12 protein-coding genes are annotated in these 14,586 nt (G+C 62.0%); 1 reads left to right on the top strand and 11 read right to left on the bottom strand.

Going from position 1 to position 14,586, the window contains the following annotated elements:
• Positions 1-128 precede the first annotated feature (128 nt).
• The 6 genes from CSV91_RS08125 to trhA form a co-directional block, all read right to left on the bottom strand.
• A complete protein-coding gene (locus tag CSV91_RS08125) occupies positions 129-1,535 on the bottom strand; it encodes a polysaccharide deacetylase family protein (RefSeq protein ID WP_232049594.1) in 1,407 nt (468 codons plus the stop codon).
• 72 nt (positions 1,536-1,607) lie between these two features.
• Positions 1,608-2,363 (bottom strand): PRC-barrel domain-containing protein, encoded by a 756-nt coding sequence (locus CSV91_RS08120; RefSeq protein ID WP_055252569.1) that lies wholly within the window; start codon positions 2,361-2,363, stop codon positions 1,608-1,610.
• Positions 2,363-2,752: a YtxH domain-containing protein gene (locus CSV91_RS08115; RefSeq protein WP_099432470.1), complete on the bottom strand. Its 390-nt coding sequence runs from the start codon at positions 2,750-2,752 to the stop codon at positions 2,363-2,365. Before CSV91_RS08115 ends, CSV91_RS08120 begins: the two co-directional genes overlap by 1 nt.
• A gap of 136 nt (positions 2,753-2,888) precedes the next feature.
• Complete coding sequence (locus CSV91_RS10165; RefSeq protein WP_232049593.1) at positions 2,889-3,734, bottom strand: cyanophycin synthetase family protein; 846 nt, start codon at positions 3,732-3,734, stop codon at positions 2,889-2,891.
• Between the two features lie 24 nt (positions 3,735-3,758).
• Positions 3,759-5,132: a hemolysin family protein gene (locus CSV91_RS08105; RefSeq protein WP_099432469.1), complete on the bottom strand. Its 1,374-nt coding sequence runs from the start codon at positions 5,130-5,132 to the stop codon at positions 3,759-3,761.
• A gap of 106 nt (positions 5,133-5,238) precedes the next feature.
• Complete coding sequence (gene trhA / locus CSV91_RS08100; RefSeq protein ID WP_172622469.1) at positions 5,239-5,922, bottom strand: PAQR family membrane homeostasis protein TrhA; 684 nt, start codon at positions 5,920-5,922, stop codon at positions 5,239-5,241.
• 186 nt (positions 5,923-6,108) lie between these two features.
• On the opposite strand from trhA, the gene CSV91_RS08095 reads away from it, so the two are divergent.
• Complete coding sequence (locus CSV91_RS08095) at positions 6,109-7,074, top strand: alpha/beta hydrolase (RefSeq protein ID WP_099432468.1); 966 nt, start codon at positions 6,109-6,111, stop codon at positions 7,072-7,074.
• A 132-nt stretch (positions 7,075-7,206) separates the two neighbouring features.
• On the opposite strand, the gene CSV91_RS08090 is transcribed toward CSV91_RS08095, so the two are convergent.
• The 5 genes from CSV91_RS08090 to CSV91_RS08070 form a co-directional block, all read right to left on the bottom strand.
• Positions 7,207-8,412: a DUF362 domain-containing protein gene (locus CSV91_RS08090; RefSeq protein ID WP_099432467.1), complete on the bottom strand. Its 1,206-nt coding sequence runs from the start codon at positions 8,410-8,412 to the stop codon at positions 7,207-7,209.
• A 164-nt stretch (positions 8,413-8,576) separates the two neighbouring features.
• Positions 8,577-11,243, bottom strand: a complete 2,667-nt coding sequence (locus tag CSV91_RS08085; protein ID WP_099432466.1) for an ABC transporter permease — start codon at positions 11,241-11,243, stop codon at positions 8,577-8,579.
• Between the two features lie 8 nt (positions 11,244-11,251).
• Positions 11,252-11,965, bottom strand: coding sequence for an ABC transporter ATP-binding protein (locus CSV91_RS08080; RefSeq protein ID WP_099432465.1), 714 nt, complete (start codon positions 11,963-11,965; stop codon positions 11,252-11,254).
• 235 nt (positions 11,966-12,200) lie between these two features.
• Positions 12,201-13,406 (bottom strand): ABC transporter permease, encoded by a 1,206-nt coding sequence (locus CSV91_RS08075; RefSeq protein WP_099432464.1) that lies wholly within the window; start codon positions 13,404-13,406, stop codon positions 12,201-12,203.
• Entirely contained in the window at positions 13,393-14,580 is a 1,188-nt protein-coding gene (locus CSV91_RS08070) for an ABC transporter permease (protein WP_099432463.1), read from the bottom strand. Before CSV91_RS08070 ends, CSV91_RS08075 begins: the two co-directional genes overlap by 14 nt.
• Between the last annotated feature and the right edge of the window lie 6 nt (positions 14,581-14,586).

The raw sequence follows: 14,586 nt of genomic DNA, 5'->3' as shown, positions 1-14,586 counted from the left end.
CCGCAGTAACTATAGCATCAGCATCGCCCTGCGGCATCGAATTTATGCGCTGCACATTGCAGGCATACCAAACGCTGACGCATCCGTGACATAGCCATTGGGGACGTTCTTAAACGACTACCCAATGACTACTCTGTAGTATCATCGTCCTCGGCAAGTTGGGGGAACACGGCGTCCTTGGGCATGGTGACCTTCGTCAGCGAGGTGAGCTTTTTGCTCAGCGACGTGTCCGTCTTAATCAGGTCGCTGAGCGTCACGATCTTGTAGCCGTCGGCGACAAGGCCGTCGATGATCTGCGGCAGTGCCTCAAGCGTCTGCTCGGCGCATTCATCGTTATCGGTCAGCAACACAATATTGCCCGGCGTCACCGAATCGAGCACCGTCGAGACCTGCTCGTCGGCACCGTTGAGCAGCCAGTCGCCCGAGTCAATATTCCACGAGACCACGGCGGAAACCAGGTCCATCGCATCAATCCAGTTTTGCTCGTCAAAGGCAGCGTAGGGAGCACGCAGCAGCATCGTCTTCACGCCGGTCGCCGACTTAATCGCATCGGTGCCTTTCGTGATCTGCTCGCGTACCGCCTCACGGTCCTGACCCTTGAGCGAATCGTCGCTGTAGCTGTTGGATCCGATTTCGCACCCGGCATCGACAATCGCCTTGGCCGTGGCGGACGAGGCCTCGGCCGCATCGCCCGAAAGGAAGAACGTCGCGGTGACGCCCTTTTCCTTGAGTACCTGCAAAATCTGCTTGGTCGCACCGCTCGGACCCTCGTCAAACGTCAGCGCCACGTACTTTTCGTTGCCCTTGGGCGCCACGCTGGCGCACGCAACGACGCAATCGGTGGCGGGCACAACCTCGCCGCGGTCCTGCGTCTTGCCCGACTGCTCACCAACCCACACCTCGGAGCGGCCCTGAACGCCCCACGTCTGCACATACTCGATAGCGCCCGTGCCCTCGACCTTGAGCTTGGGCTCGATAACCGTAGCCTGAACCTCATGCTTCTCGTAGGTGTTACGGCCATCCTTGACCGTCACCTTCTCGCCACCCTCAAGTTCGCGGCTATCCCATTTGCCCTGTTTTATGCGCTTGCCGTCCACCTTAACCGACAGCTTTTCGCCGCCATGGCGCTTGAGCACGCTGTCATCGACGGCCAGCAGGTCGCCTGCGTCGTAGGTGTCAGTCAACTCCTGGTCGTCGATGAGATTCTGCAGCGTAGAGCCCACGCGCACCGCGGTCTTCTGGCCGTTGAGCTCCACGTCCACGCTGCGGTTGACGTAGCCCACGACGGCAGCGATAAACAGTACGAGTGCGCAACCCACGGCGATGAGCGCATAGGGCAGACGGGACGGTCGGCGCGGCGAGCGCCCGTTGCCGATGCGCGCGCTGCGGTCGCTAAACCCGCGGCTATGGTTGAGGTACATCGCGCCGGGCTTACGGCGACGGCGGCGCTGACCGCTGGGCAGCTGCCCCAGGTCGCGGCGCGCCGTCGGACGCGCACCCGAACGCCCGTTTAAGTTGGATCCGTTTTGGCGCATGTGCCCTCCCCCATAAACACAGCAAGCCGGAGCAACAGGTCTCCGGCTTGCCTCCCATCATTTGGTACGTCGCTATTTTGTAGCTTTTGACGAGCCTCCGCTCGCCTTTTGGTATTCGTCCTTAAAGGCCTTGAACATGCCGCGCGTCTTGCCGAGCTGCTTGCCCAGTGCGCGACTGCCCTTGTCCACGGCAACCGATCCCTTGTCGTCGAGCACCTTGGCGCCCTTCTTGACCTTGTCGCCCACCACGACGCTGGCCTCGGCGGCCTTGGCAGCCGCACCGCCCGAATACCCGAGCGACTTGACCTCGTCTGAGACGACCATCGCGCCGTTCTCGTAGCCGCGCAGCATCGTCGGCGGCACCTGCGTGTCACCAACCAAAACACTCGAAGCAGCACCGGCGGTCACATAGAATGCCTGCACGATGCCCGAGCGTGGCTTGAACTCGACGTCCGAGCAATAGCCCACGACGTCGCCCGATTCCGTGCGCACGTCCATACCGACCCAGATGATGCAATCGTCCAGGTTGATGTCGAGGCGCTTGGCGGCGGCGGCATCGTACGTGTCCTTAACGTCATCGACCGCAATGGCGCCCTCGTAGACACCAATGGCGTCGAGCGCTACGAATCGGTCGGGACGCTCGATCATGCCCGCGATATCGGACTGGCGGACCATAAAGCCGACCACGCGCGTACCGCCCGGGGTAAAGACCGGAAAGTGAATCTTTCCGAGCTTTTTAGGGCTGCGCGGCGTGCCGTCCTTTTTGGTGCGCTTGTCCTCGGTAGGCTTGCGATAGATCTTGGCGCCGACAAAATCCCCGGCGCGCATTATGCCTCGGTCGAGGGCTCCGCAGCCTCGGTATCAGCCTCGACGGCGTTTTCGACCACGACGTCGGCGGCAGGCGTCACGTTGCCACCCGAAATGGCGTCGTTGAGCTGCTCGCGCAGCTGGTCCATGCGCTCGCGGGCCAGGTCGACCTTGGCGCGCAGGTCGTCAGTCTTGGCGTCGACCATCGGGCCAAAGTCATTCACCGCAGCACGGGCCTCCTCGGCGCTGTGCTCGTAGGTGTCGCGCATATTGTCCCAAGCGTCGTTGGCGATATCGGCAGCCATGGCGCGGGTCTCGGCGCCCGAGCGCGGGGCCAGAGCAACACCGATAATAGCGCCGGCAGCGGCACCAAAAAGTGCGCCGGAGACAAAGCTGAAAGTCTTACCCATGATCATTCCTCTCCTGCGGGCACGTCGGTGCCCACCGTTTGAATGCTGTCCATTATACCCGCAGCGCATCACTTGCCGCTCCGCTCATCTGCGTACGGCAAAGACGCAGGTACGTGATGGTGATAAACGCGTAGGCCTACTCCTGAGGCATAGCCGGCATGGCCACCGTGGCACCCGGGTCCTCGCCGGCGCCGTCCACGAGCGGCAGGCCGCCCTCATGCGCAGGTCCTGCCGGAACCGTCGCCGCACCGCCAAAGACGGCCGCGGAGGCCTCGTGGTTCTCGGCAACCGCGCCCTCGGTATCAATCGCCACCTGGGGCTCGTCGTCAAAGTTGGGGACGCCCTGGGGCTCGGTGGGAACGGGCTCGGCGGTCGCATCGGCAACGGGCTCGGCGTCGACCGGCACATCGCCCTCGTCAGCGCCCTCGTCAGCGCCCTCGTCCTCGGCAGCATCTTCGCCGTTCGCAGCGGCGACGGCCTCGTGAGGATCCTTGCCCTCGGCCTCGGCGCGCATGCCCAGCACCAGGTTGCGCAGGCCCGCGACCGTACCGTCCACATCGGGAGCCGGCTGGTCGGCGTGCAGGTACGCCCAGTCCATCATAAAGGTGGCCGACGACAGCGCACCGATGGCCAGTGCGTCATCGGGGCACGAAAGCTCGACCTCAAAGACACGCTCGTCATGCTCGCTTACGCGCGTGCGGCCGCACGAGATGCTACCGGCAAGACCGGTCTCGTTCATGAGCTCGACCGTCACGTGCTCCAGCAGGTGGCAGAGCTCGGTCTGACCCATGCAGTCCTGGAACTCGCGGCCGGAATCGCCCAGGCACAGGTGCTTGGCAATCGCGGGCACCAGGTAGTACACGCGCGCCGTGGCCTCGATGTCCTCCGAGGTCATGAGCGGCATGCCGGGGTTCACCAGCACATGCGCGCAGATCTTGTCCTCACTGACGGTGACCTTAAGGATGTTGAACAGGCCTGCCATAACTCTCCCCTACTCTTCCTTGTCCTACTCGTCGCCGTCGTGCGGATTCGCGGAACCCGCACCCGACGTCGTCGGCTCGTCTACCGAAGACTCGGAATCCTTCTTATCGGTTTCGGCCGGAGCGATCACGCGAATGAGCGAGATGCGCTGGCCACGCATCGACTGCACTTTAAACTTGTACCCCGCGACCTCAAACACCTCTCCGATGTCGGGCACCGAGTCGCAAAGCTCCAAAATCCAGCCGGCGATGGTCTCATAATCATCGCTTTCCTCGAGCGGCCAACCAAGCTCAATCGCGTCATCGCACGAAAAACGCCCATCGACGAGCCACTCACGGCGCGAGAGGCGCGTGAGGTACTTGTTGTCAGGGTCGAACTCGTCCTCGATCTCGCCGACGATCTCCTCGACGATGTCCTCGATGGTGATGATGCCGGCCGTGCCGCCGTACTCGTCCACGACCACCACGATCTGGTCGTGCGAGGTCTGCATCTCGGACAGCAGCGGCAGGATGTCCTTGGTGTCGGGCACAAAGGTGGCGTCGCGCAAAAAGCCGGCGATGGGCTGGTCGCCCTTACCGTCGAGCGCGGGCTGGATCAGGTCCTTGATGTGCGCGATGCCCGCGACGTTGTCGGGGTCCTCGTGATAGACGGGGATGCGGCTGAAGCCGGTCTGGCGCATGGTGGATAGCACGCTGGCGACCGTCTCGTCGTCCTCGCACATGGTGGTGTCCACGCGCGGCACCATGACCTCGCGGGCAACGGTGTCGCCTAGGTCGAAGATCTCGTGGATCATGCGCTTTTCCTCGTCGAGCAGGTCGTCCTGCTCCGAGACCATGTACTTGATCTCTTCCTCCGAGACGTTCTGACGGTCGTCGGCACTCTTGATGCGCAGAAGGCGGGCCAGGCCATCGGAGCAAGCGCCAGTCAGCCACACGAGCGGACGGGCGATCTTTTGGAAAAACGACAACGGTCCCACGACCTGCTTGGACACGCCCTCGGCATTGGCCAGGCCGATGCGCTTGGGCACAAGCTCGCCGATCACGATGGACACGAAGGCGACCGCGACGGTGATGATGACCGGCGCCAGGCCGCGCGCGATGGCGGAGAGCGGCGCGATGCCAAAGCTCATGAGCCACGTGGCGAGCGGGTCGGACAGGCTCGTCGAGGCAACGGCGGATGAGGCGAAGCCCACGAGCGTGATGGCGACCTGGATGGTGGCCAACAGCTGATCGGAGTCGGCGGCGAGCTGAACGGCGCGCTCGGCGCGCTTATCGCCCTCCTCGGCATCGTGCTCCAACACGGCGCGCTTGGCCGTGGTGAGAGCCATCTCGGACATGGAGAAGTAGCCGTTGATAAGCGTCAGGACGAGCGTGGTAATAAGGGAGATGGTTATGTCCATCGGGAGTTTCTCGAACCTCCAAGATTCGGGACGTCAGGGTAAAACGTTGATGGCGGATACGGCAATTGCACCGGCGCCCGTACGAGCGGGGCCGTGGGCATGGTCGCTAGATTACGAAGAGGATCACCGCCATGAACTGGAAGATGCTGCCGGCGAGCACCCACAAGTGGAAAACACTGTGCAGATAGCGCACGTTTTTGGCGATATAGAACGGCACGCCCACGGTATAGCACACGCCGCCGACGGCGAGCAGGGCAAGCGCGACGGGGTTCAGCAGCGCCACGAGCTCGGGCAGCTTAAAGACGACGAGCCAGCCCATCAGCAGGTAGACCAGGCCGCTTACCCAGTGCGGTTGACGCTCGCGCATAAAGCACTCGAGGGCGATGCCGATGATGGCGATGGCCCACACGGCAAAGAACAGCATAGGGCCGCCGTCGTTTGCGAGCGTGATGAGGCAAAACGGCGTATAGCTGCCGGCTATGAGCAGGTAGATGCAGCTGTGGTCGATGATGCGAAACACGCGCTTGGCGCGAGCGGGCTGAATCGCGTGATAGAGCGTGGAGGCCAGATATTCGAGGATAATGCTGACGCCATAGACAATTGCCGCGGCCATGTGGGCCGGGCCTCCGCCGCGCAGGGCAGCGAATACGATCAGGAGTACCAGGCCGGCGATACCCAGCAGGCAGCCGACACCATGGGTGACGGAGTTCATGATCTCCTCGCCCACCGTGTAGTGTGGAACGGCCGCGGTCTTGGGTCGCGGCTTAGAACTGTCGCTCGAATCGGACATGCCGGTTACATCCTCCAACGTAAAGAGTTCTCAACACTATATCAAAGCGTCTGGGTGCGTGCGAAATTTGCACCATATGTGACCCTTTGTTTACCCATTCCTTGCTTGTTGACGCATCAACGGCGAACGTCCATAATGCGCTTGCATTAAATGTTGATGTATTAACATCTTATAGGAGAATACCGCATGGCTCAAAACGCACGTTCCCATCGAAAGCTCAAGATAGTCGGCATCGTTGCACTGGTGGTTGTCGTTGCGCTGCTGGGGTTTGCCGGCAACTTTTTGTTTGACTTTGCCCTGAACCCCCAAGCGCCGTACACCATGAAGATGATGCAGGATAGCAAGAACGACAAAAAAGGTGAGCAGCCGGATGCCGAGGAAACCGAGGCGCGGGCGTGGTTTAAAGAGAATCGCGAGAGCAGCAGCCTCACCGCAGATGACGGAACCGAGCTTGCCGCTTGGTATTTTGCTGCTTCGGAGAGCACGCACGACTACGCCGTCTGCCTGCATGGATATACCAACGAGCCCATCGGTATGGCCCGATACGTCAAGCGATTCCACGACCGCGGCATGAACGTGCTCGCGCCTGCCGCCCGCGCCCACGAACGCTCCGGCGGCGACTATATCGGCATGGGCTGGCCCGAGCGCCTCGACATCGTCGCATGGATCGAGCGAATCGTTCAGGCTGACCCCGAGGCGCGCATCCTGGTCTTTGGCGAGTCGATGGGCGCGGCAACCGCCATGAACGTCGCGGGGGAATCTCTGCCCGCAAACGTGAAATGCATTATCGAGGACTGCGGCTATACGAGTGTTTGGGACGAGTTTTCTCTGCAGCTCAAGGACGTGTTCGGCCTGCCCAGCTTTCCCTTGCTCGATGTAGCAAACTTGGTGTGCAACGTGCGCGCAGGCTACGACTTTCATAAGGCGAGCAGCGTGGAGCAACTCAAACACGCGACGGTTCCCATGCTGTTTATCCACGGCGACCAGGACACCTTTGTGCCGTACGAGATGCTCGACCAAAACTACGACGCGTGCGCCAGCAAGGTCAAGCAAAAGCTCACCATACATGGCGCCACCCACGCCAAGAGTGCGCAAGTTGACCCCGAGCTCTACTGGAATACGGTCAACAACTTCCTCGACGAGTATTTTTAGGCGAATAGCACGGTTTACTGGTCTATCTGACCCCCTAGCACTTCCAAAAAGCCGCCCGCGAGAGCTGTGCTCGCGGGCGGCTTTTGCTAACGTTGCGCTACAAAAACGCTTGTTTTGTTCAATAGCTAGGCTCTATTTGACCTCGATGAGCTCATACTTGCTCGTGCCTAGGCCGATCTTCTCGGCATGCGCAATGCAGGTGCGCCAATCGGTGTCGGGATGCGTGATGCAGAAGGGGTCCTTGGCCTGTTCGCCCTCCAGATGCTCGTGGCTATGCTCCATCTTGGCCGCGCTATCGGTGAGCTCGGTGTTGGGCAGCGGTTCGGATGCCATGACGGCATCGGCGCAGGCCTGGTCGATGGCGACCGGGTCGAAGCTCGCGAACATGCCGATATCGTTGACGATAGGCGTGTCGTTTTCGGGATGGCAATCGCAGTTGGGGCTGATATCCATGGCAAGCGAGATATGGAAGCTCGGGCGGCCGTCGACGACGGCCTTGGTGTACTCGGCGATCTTGCAATTGAGCACGTCGGCCGCGGCGTCATAGCCGGGCTTGATGCAGTCCTGATTGCATGCCGCAATGCAGCGTCCGCAGCCCACGCAGCGATCGTGGTCGATGGCGGCCACGTGGACCGTGCGGGTGTTGCCGTTGGCAAGCTCGCGCTCGCGGGTATCGTCAAACGAGATGGCGTCGTGCGCGCAGATTTTTTCGCAGGCACGGCAGCCAACGCAGTGCTCGGTCGCGACGTTCGGCTTGCCGGCGGCATGTTGCTCCATCTTGCCGGCACGGCTGCCGCCGCCCATGCCAAGATTCTTCATGGCGCCGCCAAAACCGGCCTGCTCATGGCCCTTAAAGTGGGTGAGGCTGATCACGATATCGGCGTCCATGAGCGCCTGACCGATCTTGGCCTCGCGCACGTACTCGCCGCCCTCGACCGGGACGAGCGCCTCGTCGGTGCCCTTGAGACCGTCGGCGATGATGATCTGGCAACCCGTGGCATACGGGGTAAAGCCGTTCTGGTAGGCGGTATCGATGTGCTCGAGCGCGTTTTTGCGGCTACCCACATAGAGCGTGTTGCAGTCGGTGAGGAAGGGCTTGCCGCCCAGCTCCTTCACGACATCCGCGACGGCGCGGGCGTAGTTGGGGCGCAAAAAGCTCAGATTGCCCAGCTCGCCAAAGTGAATCTTGATAGCGACGAACTTGTTCTCAAAGTCGATCTGCTCAATACCGGCGTGACGGATGAGACGCTTGAGCTTGTCGAGCTGGCTCTCGCGAGCATGCGTGCGCAGGTTGGTGAAGTACACCTTAGCGGGCGCTGCGGGTGCAGTTGCGGTCATAGATATATCCCCTCGGTCTATATGGCGTTACAGACATAGGAGATGGTACCCGTTGAAGTAGGGTCGAAGTCAAGCGCGGCGCCTAGTCGTTGGGGACGCCCCTTTCCTGCCGGGTGGCGAAAGAGTGTCCCCAGCGACTAGTCTTTTAGGGACGTCCCCAACGACTACTCCTGCACCTTCAGCGCCTCGGCCAGGCTGACGCGCTTGATAGAGCGCGTGTGTAGCAGCGCCACGACCAGGTAGGTCGCAAAGCCAATGCCCACGCACGCCGCCATGGACCAAGCGGGCACGTAGATCTCGATATTGCCGTTGTAGGCAAGCAGCATCGAGCGGAAGATGGCCGTGAGCGAGCCAATAATGACCGGCAGGCTCAGCACGAGCGACGCCGCCACGCACAGCGTGATCGACCGAATGTACAGATGCGAGATCTCGCTATCGCGATAGCCAAAGACTTTCATGTAGCTGATCGAACGGGCGCTGTGGTCGATCACAGCCTTGGTCAGCAGGTACATAAACAGCAGGAAGATAAACACCGCGAGCCCAACCATCATGCCGATCATTTTGCTCATCATGCCGATGAACTGGTCACCCACGGCGCGCATGTCGTCGGGCGTGGTGTCGCCGGCAAAGTAGCGCGCATCGAGGTCGAGCTTTTCATCGCTCACATAGCCGTTAAAGTAGGCGGCATCGTTGTCGAACAGTTCGTTAAAGTCATCGATACTCATATAGATATTCATGTCCGACTTTGAGCCCCAGGCACAGTCCTTGCCCGCGTACTCAAAGGAATAATGCTCGCCCTCGTACTTGTCGCTGAGCGTGACCTTCTGGCCCTCGCTCCAGCCAAACTTATCGAGCAGACCGCCGCCAAAGACGACGCGCCCATCGCCGACGTTGAGGTCTTTCCAATAGCGCGAGTCAGATGAAATGCCATAGACGGAAATCGTCTCCTCGCCATTACCATCGCCGCGGTCGTATTGCAGCTGGTAAACGGCATATTTCTCGGCCTGCGCGATTGTGCCCGCACCGTTGTCGGTCGTGTTGACCGGGTGAATGTCGTCGTTGTCAGTGTCGATTTTCGACGCCTTGTCGATCAGGTCGATAGCCCCGTCGCGGTTGCAGCCGAGGGCATCGGCAAGATCGTCAAGGCGCGCGTAGAGCGCATCCTTCTTGTCCTGGACCTTGGCGAGCGCATCCTGCGCTGCGGTCAGGCTCTCGGCAGACGGAGAGCTGGCTGCGGCGTCGGCTGCCGTCTGCGCCGCATCGGCCGCGTCGTCAAGCTCGTCATCGGCATCCTGGGCGGCAGAAAGCAGCGCGCCGTCAACCGACTGCAAGCGCTCGAGTGCCGACCACTGCTCGCGCTCCTCGGCAGTGCCCCCGAGCTCCAGCGGCGCCTTGAGCGTGTACTGGTGCTCGGCGACCAGGCTCGTCTCGAGGTTGTCCGCATAGTGCGTCATCGTGGGCAGGATCGCCAGGCCAAAGAGCAGCAGCAGCGAGGCAAACGCAATGCCCACGAAGAGCGTGGCGAAGTTACCCAGGTTGCGCAGGAAGACGCGCAGGCGAAAGCGCGAGACAAAGCCCATGCGCTCCGGCAGCTGCAGGCCACGCTTGGTGCCCGATTTGCCGCTCGCCTCGTGACGAAGGAACTGCAACGGCGTCTTGCCCATCTTGCGAAGCAGGCCCACCAGCGTGATGAGAATGAGCGCGGCGGCGGGAACCACGGCACACTTCACAAAGATCTCCCAGCTCCAGTACACCTGGAAGGGCGGCAGGCTGTACGAGCCGTAGTAGAGACCGCGCATGGGCTCGGTAAAGAACGCAACGCCGAGCGCGGTGCCCAAAAGCGCCGCGAGCACGCCCACGATGGCGGGAAGTGCCAGGTAGTGCAGCACGATCTCGCGACGACGATAGCCGCTGGCGAGCAGCGTGCCGATGATGGCGCTCTCCTCCTCGATGGTGGCGTCGGTGAGCACCACAAAGACGAACGCCATGATCACGATGATGATGTCGAGCAACGTCATCCACATCATGGAGTCGCCGTCCACGTCGTCGCGCGCGTAGCCAATGCCCTGGTTGGAATCGGCGTCGATGAGGTCATCCACGCGCGCATCGGCGTCGGTCAGCGCCTCGACCATATCCTGCTCGGCATCGATGCGATCTGCAGTGGAGAGATCGCGATCGGCAAAGGTGAAGGAGTAGGTGTAGGCAGGTGCGCCACCGGCACCCTCGAGCGCGGCAAAGCCGGCGTCGGTGACCTCGGCAACACCATAGGTGATGGTGTTCACCGTAAAGTCCGAATTGTTGAGGAACAGCGCCTGGCTATCGGGCTGGGTCATGATGCCGCAGATGGTGTAGGTGCGGCCCTCGAGCTCGACCTTATCGTCCACGGAAAGGTCGTTGTTGGTGGCGAAGACACGGTCGATTGCCACCTCATCGTCCGCCTTAGGCTGCCTGCCCTCACAGTAGGACGCGATATCGACCTTGGTGCGGTGCGCATAGGTGCGCAGCGTGCGCTTGGTGCCGTCGTCGCCGGCGGTCTTTTTGATGATGGCGTCGATGGAGAAATTCTTGTAGAGCGTGACGCCGCCGACGTCGTCGGCTGCATCCTCGGCTGCCTTGAGCTGGTCTTTGGTGGCCTCGAAGGAGGTGGTCACGCGGCCGTCCTCAATCGTGTACTCGTCGCGCATGTCGTCGATAAGGCAACCGATGGAATGCGCCGCGAGCAAAAAGCCCGACGTGAGGGCGATACTTCCGCACATAAGCAAAAAGATGCCCAGGTACTTACCGATATTGCGGCGCAGCTCGCGCGGGAGTCGTTTTACGAGAGGTGTCATGGCGCCGCCTACCAATCGAGCTCGGCGGCCGTAACGGGCGACTCGTTGAGCTCGTCCTCGACGATGCGGCCGTCGCGCAGGCGCAGCACGCGGTTGGCCATGCGCGCGATGGCGGCGTTGTGGGTGACGATGATGATGGTGCAGCCGTAGGTGCGGTTGACGTCCTCCATGAGCCGCAAGATTTCCTTGGATGTCTTGTAGTCGAGCGCACCCGTGGGCTCATCGCACAGCAGCAGGCCCAGATTTTTGACGAGCGCACGGCCGATGGCGCAGCGCTGCTGCTGGCCGCCCGAGACCTGGCGCGGAAACTTGTTGCGGTGCTCGTAGAGGCCCAGCGAACGCAGCAGATCGTCGACGTCGAGCGGGTTTTTGGACAGGTGCGCCGTGACCTCGATGTTTTCCTTGATGGTAAGGTCGGGCACCAGGTTGTAGAACTGGAAGACAAAGCCCAGCTCGCGGCGTCGGTACTCGCCCAGATCGGCGGGCTTGAGCGCCGTGAGATCGCAGCCGTCCACCATGATGGAGCCGCCGTCGGCATCCTCCAGGCCGCCGATCAGGTTGAGAAAGGTCGACTTGCCCGAGCCCGAGGGCCCCAGCATGACGCAGATCTCGCCGCGGTTGATGGACGCGTCGATGCCGTCGAGCACCGTCAGGCGTGCATCACCGTCGCCATAGTGTTTCTTGAGCCCTTTGACCTGGACATAGGCTTGCTTTGTCGCCATGCTATCCCCCGTTGTTAGCCTTCTGCTACTTTTCTAGGCTAATAGTAAACCCCGGCGAACTATTTTTAAGCGACGTGCGCGAACTATTTTCTACTCATTGGGGACAGACTTAAATGAGTGAAATCGCTCATTTAAGTCTGCCCCCAATGAGTGGTCCCCAAGTGCCGACATATTGGGACAGTCCCTGCCAGCCCTGCCGGCGAATCGGCAAAGACTGTCCCCAATGACTAGGTGGCTAGGCGTGGGATTTGTTGTGGGCGAGGGCTAGGCCTACGGCGGCGATGGCCGCGGCAAAGAGCACCGTGACGCCCAGATCGCAGGCGATGTCACCCAGCACGGTGGACGTCAGGTCCGCGGCGAGCGCCTTGCCGATCGCGTCGTTCACCCAATATGTCGGCACAAAGTGCGCCACCGTCTGCACGGCCGAACCCATCAGCGACAGCGGCATCCAGGCGCCACCCAAAAACGTCATGAGCATGCCGAGTAAGTTGCCCACACCGTTGAGCAGCTCCTCGCGCGCGCCCAGGCTCGACAGCGTAAAGCCAACGGCCAGCGGCGTGCACGCCAGGGCAAACGTTGCCGCCAGCGCCAGGCACACGCGACCCACGCCGACCTCGGCAACCGCGCTGGCAAAGCCCACGACGCCCATCATGCTCGACACGAGCCAGATGCAGACGGTGAGCACGGCGGCGGCCGCGAACACAGCGAGCGAACGCTGGCGCTCAGAGACCGGGCCGGCATCCATGCGGCGCACGCGCTCGGGCTCGTTCATGCCCGAGAACACCAGCCCCACCGACACGATGACCGACGAGATGATCGCGTACGCGCCAAAGTTGAAGTACGACTCGAGCGTGGTAGCAGCAGTCGAGTCGACCTTGACCTGCTCGATCTGGACCTCCGCGCGCTTTGCGGCCGCGTGCTCGGCGGCCCTTGCGACGTCACCGTTGGAGGCAGCGGGTTCAAGCGCCGCCGCAGCGCCCGCGAGCGAGATCCAGCGCGAGGCCTCGGCAGACGAGAGCGCCGCCGCCATGGTGCCGGAACCGTAGGTCACGTCGAGCTTGGGCAGGGCCTCCCCCGCACGGGCGGCTGCAACAAGATCGTCCTCAAACCCCTCCGGGATAAAGAACACGCAATCGGCACTGCCCTTGGCGCTGTTGCTCTTGGCGAGCGCGTCCGCAAGGTCGTACGCGTCGTCGCCGATGCCCGTGACCAGGTCAAAGCGTGAGCCCAGGTGCTTGGTAAGCGCCCGCGAAAGGTCGCTATTGTCGCGGTCGACCACGATCACGTTGGTGTCGTAGGGCTTGTACTCGGTAAGCTGCGACGAGTTCCAGCTCACCGAAGCCGCGATGAATACGCCCATCAGCGAGATAAACACCGTATAGATGAGCAGGTAGAACGGGTGCGCCAGCGCCATGCGAAGCGCGGTCTTAAAGGTGCTCATAGCGGCTCCTTCCAAAGATCAGCGTAGCGGCGGCGACAAACACCAGGGCCATCAGGACGAGCGCGCCGGCGCGAACAGCGAAGGGCCCCAGGTCCTCAAAGAAATACAGGCGATTGAACATGTCGCAGATGAGCTTGACGGGGTTGAGCCAGCACTCGACCGGACAGGCGCGGGCGACGTCGTCGGCAAGCGCCATCGCCGGCTCGCCGTAGAGGCCGGCAAACAGGGCGCACGTGGTGGCAAAGCCCGTGAGAATGCCCGACTTGGACGCCTTGCCGCCCTTAACGGGAAGCGTGCCCACAAAAAGCCCCAGGCCCGTGGCGGCAAGCGCGGATGCAGCCCCGCCCAGCAGGCACAACCCCTCGCGCCCGCCAAAGTCGACGCCCACGACCAGGCGCACGTAGCCGATCGCAACCGCCATCGATGCAAAGGAAACCAGCCACGAGCCGACAAAAATGCCGGCCAGCGACGCCGTCTTGGAAAGACCGCCCACGCAGCGGCGCGCGCCAAGGCCCGACAGATTAGGCTGCAAATCGACGACGCTCAAGGCGGCAAACTCGGCAGACATCATCGCGACCAGGCCAAAAAGCGCGTAATAGTAGATGACCGTGCCATCGGGCGTGGCACGAGTCAGGCTCACGCGGCGGGTTCCGCCCTCGAGCGACAGGGCGTGCGCAACCGCCGCCGGATCGGCGAGCGCCGCCGGGTTGTCCTGGGCAATCTGGGACATGAGCTCGGCATTTTGCGTATACGAGCTTGCCACCGTTTCAAGGATGCTGCGGTCGGTGAGCACCGACGAGGCGCGCGAGCTGTCGTAACTCGATAGCAGCGTGAGCCTGGGCGTGCCCGCGGCATCGACCATATAGATGCCCGCGACCTCGCCGGCCTTGAGCGCTTTGCGCGCGGCAGCCAAGTCTTCGTACTCGCTCACATCGAGCAGCTGGCCGTCGCCTGCCTTGGCAAGCGAAGCTGCCACGTCCTTAAAGGTCGAGGCATCCCAGGCCTCGTCCGCCACGACGGCAACCGGCACCGGGTCGACCGTGCCGTCGGAGCTGAGGTTCGCAAACATAAACATGAACATCGTGGAAAGCGCAATAGGAAAGAGAGCGCCCCAGACCCACGTGCTCGGCCGGCGCAGCAGCGTCTTGACCGTGGTGATGATGGTGTTGAACATGGCCGC

Origin of the sequence: Collinsella aerofaciens (assembly GCF_002736145.1) — a bacterium.
Classification (GTDB): Bacteria; Actinomycetota; Coriobacteriia; order Coriobacteriales; family Coriobacteriaceae; genus Collinsella; species Collinsella aerofaciens_A.
This window is presented reverse-complemented; position numbering and strand designations above follow the sequence as displayed.

Bases quoted from the DNA above. Each gene is read 5' to 3' on its own strand.
- CSV91_RS08125 (WP_232049594.1), bottom strand. From the start codon at position 1,535: ATGCGCCAAAACGGATCCAACTTAAACGGGCGTTCGGGTGCGCGTCCG.
- CSV91_RS08120 (WP_055252569.1), bottom strand. From the start codon at position 2,363: ATGCGCGCCGGGGATTTTGTCGGCGCCAAGATCTATCGCAAGCCTACC.
- CSV91_RS08115 (WP_099432470.1), bottom strand. From the start codon at position 2,752: ATGGGTAAGACTTTCAGCTTTGTCTCCGGCGCACTTTTTGGTGCCGCT.
- CSV91_RS10165 (WP_232049593.1), bottom strand. From the start codon at position 3,734: ATGGCAGGCCTGTTCAACATCCTTAAGGTCACCGTCAGTGAGGACAAG.
- CSV91_RS08105 (WP_099432469.1), bottom strand. From the start codon at position 5,132: ATGGACATAACCATCTCCCTTATTACCACGCTCGTCCTGACGCTTATC.
- trhA (WP_172622469.1), bottom strand. From the start codon at position 5,922: ATGTCCGATTCGAGCGACAGTTCTAAGCCGCGACCCAAGACCGCGGCC.
- CSV91_RS08095 (WP_099432468.1), top strand. From the start codon at position 6,109: ATGGCTCAAAACGCACGTTCCCATCGAAAGCTCAAGATAGTCGGCATC.
- CSV91_RS08090 (WP_099432467.1), bottom strand. From the start codon at position 8,412: ATGACCGCAACTGCACCCGCAGCGCCCGCTAAGGTGTACTTCACCAAC.
- CSV91_RS08085 (WP_099432466.1), bottom strand. From the start codon at position 11,243: ATGACACCTCTCGTAAAACGACTCCCGCGCGAGCTGCGCCGCAATATC.
- CSV91_RS08080 (WP_099432465.1), bottom strand. From the start codon at position 11,965: ATGGCGACAAAGCAAGCCTATGTCCAGGTCAAAGGGCTCAAGAAACAC.
- CSV91_RS08075 (WP_099432464.1), bottom strand. From the start codon at position 13,406: ATGAGCACCTTTAAGACCGCGCTTCGCATGGCGCTGGCGCACCCGTTC.
- CSV91_RS08070 (WP_099432463.1), bottom strand. From the start codon at position 14,580: ATGTTCAACACCATCATCACCACGGTCAAGACGCTGCTGCGCCGGCCG.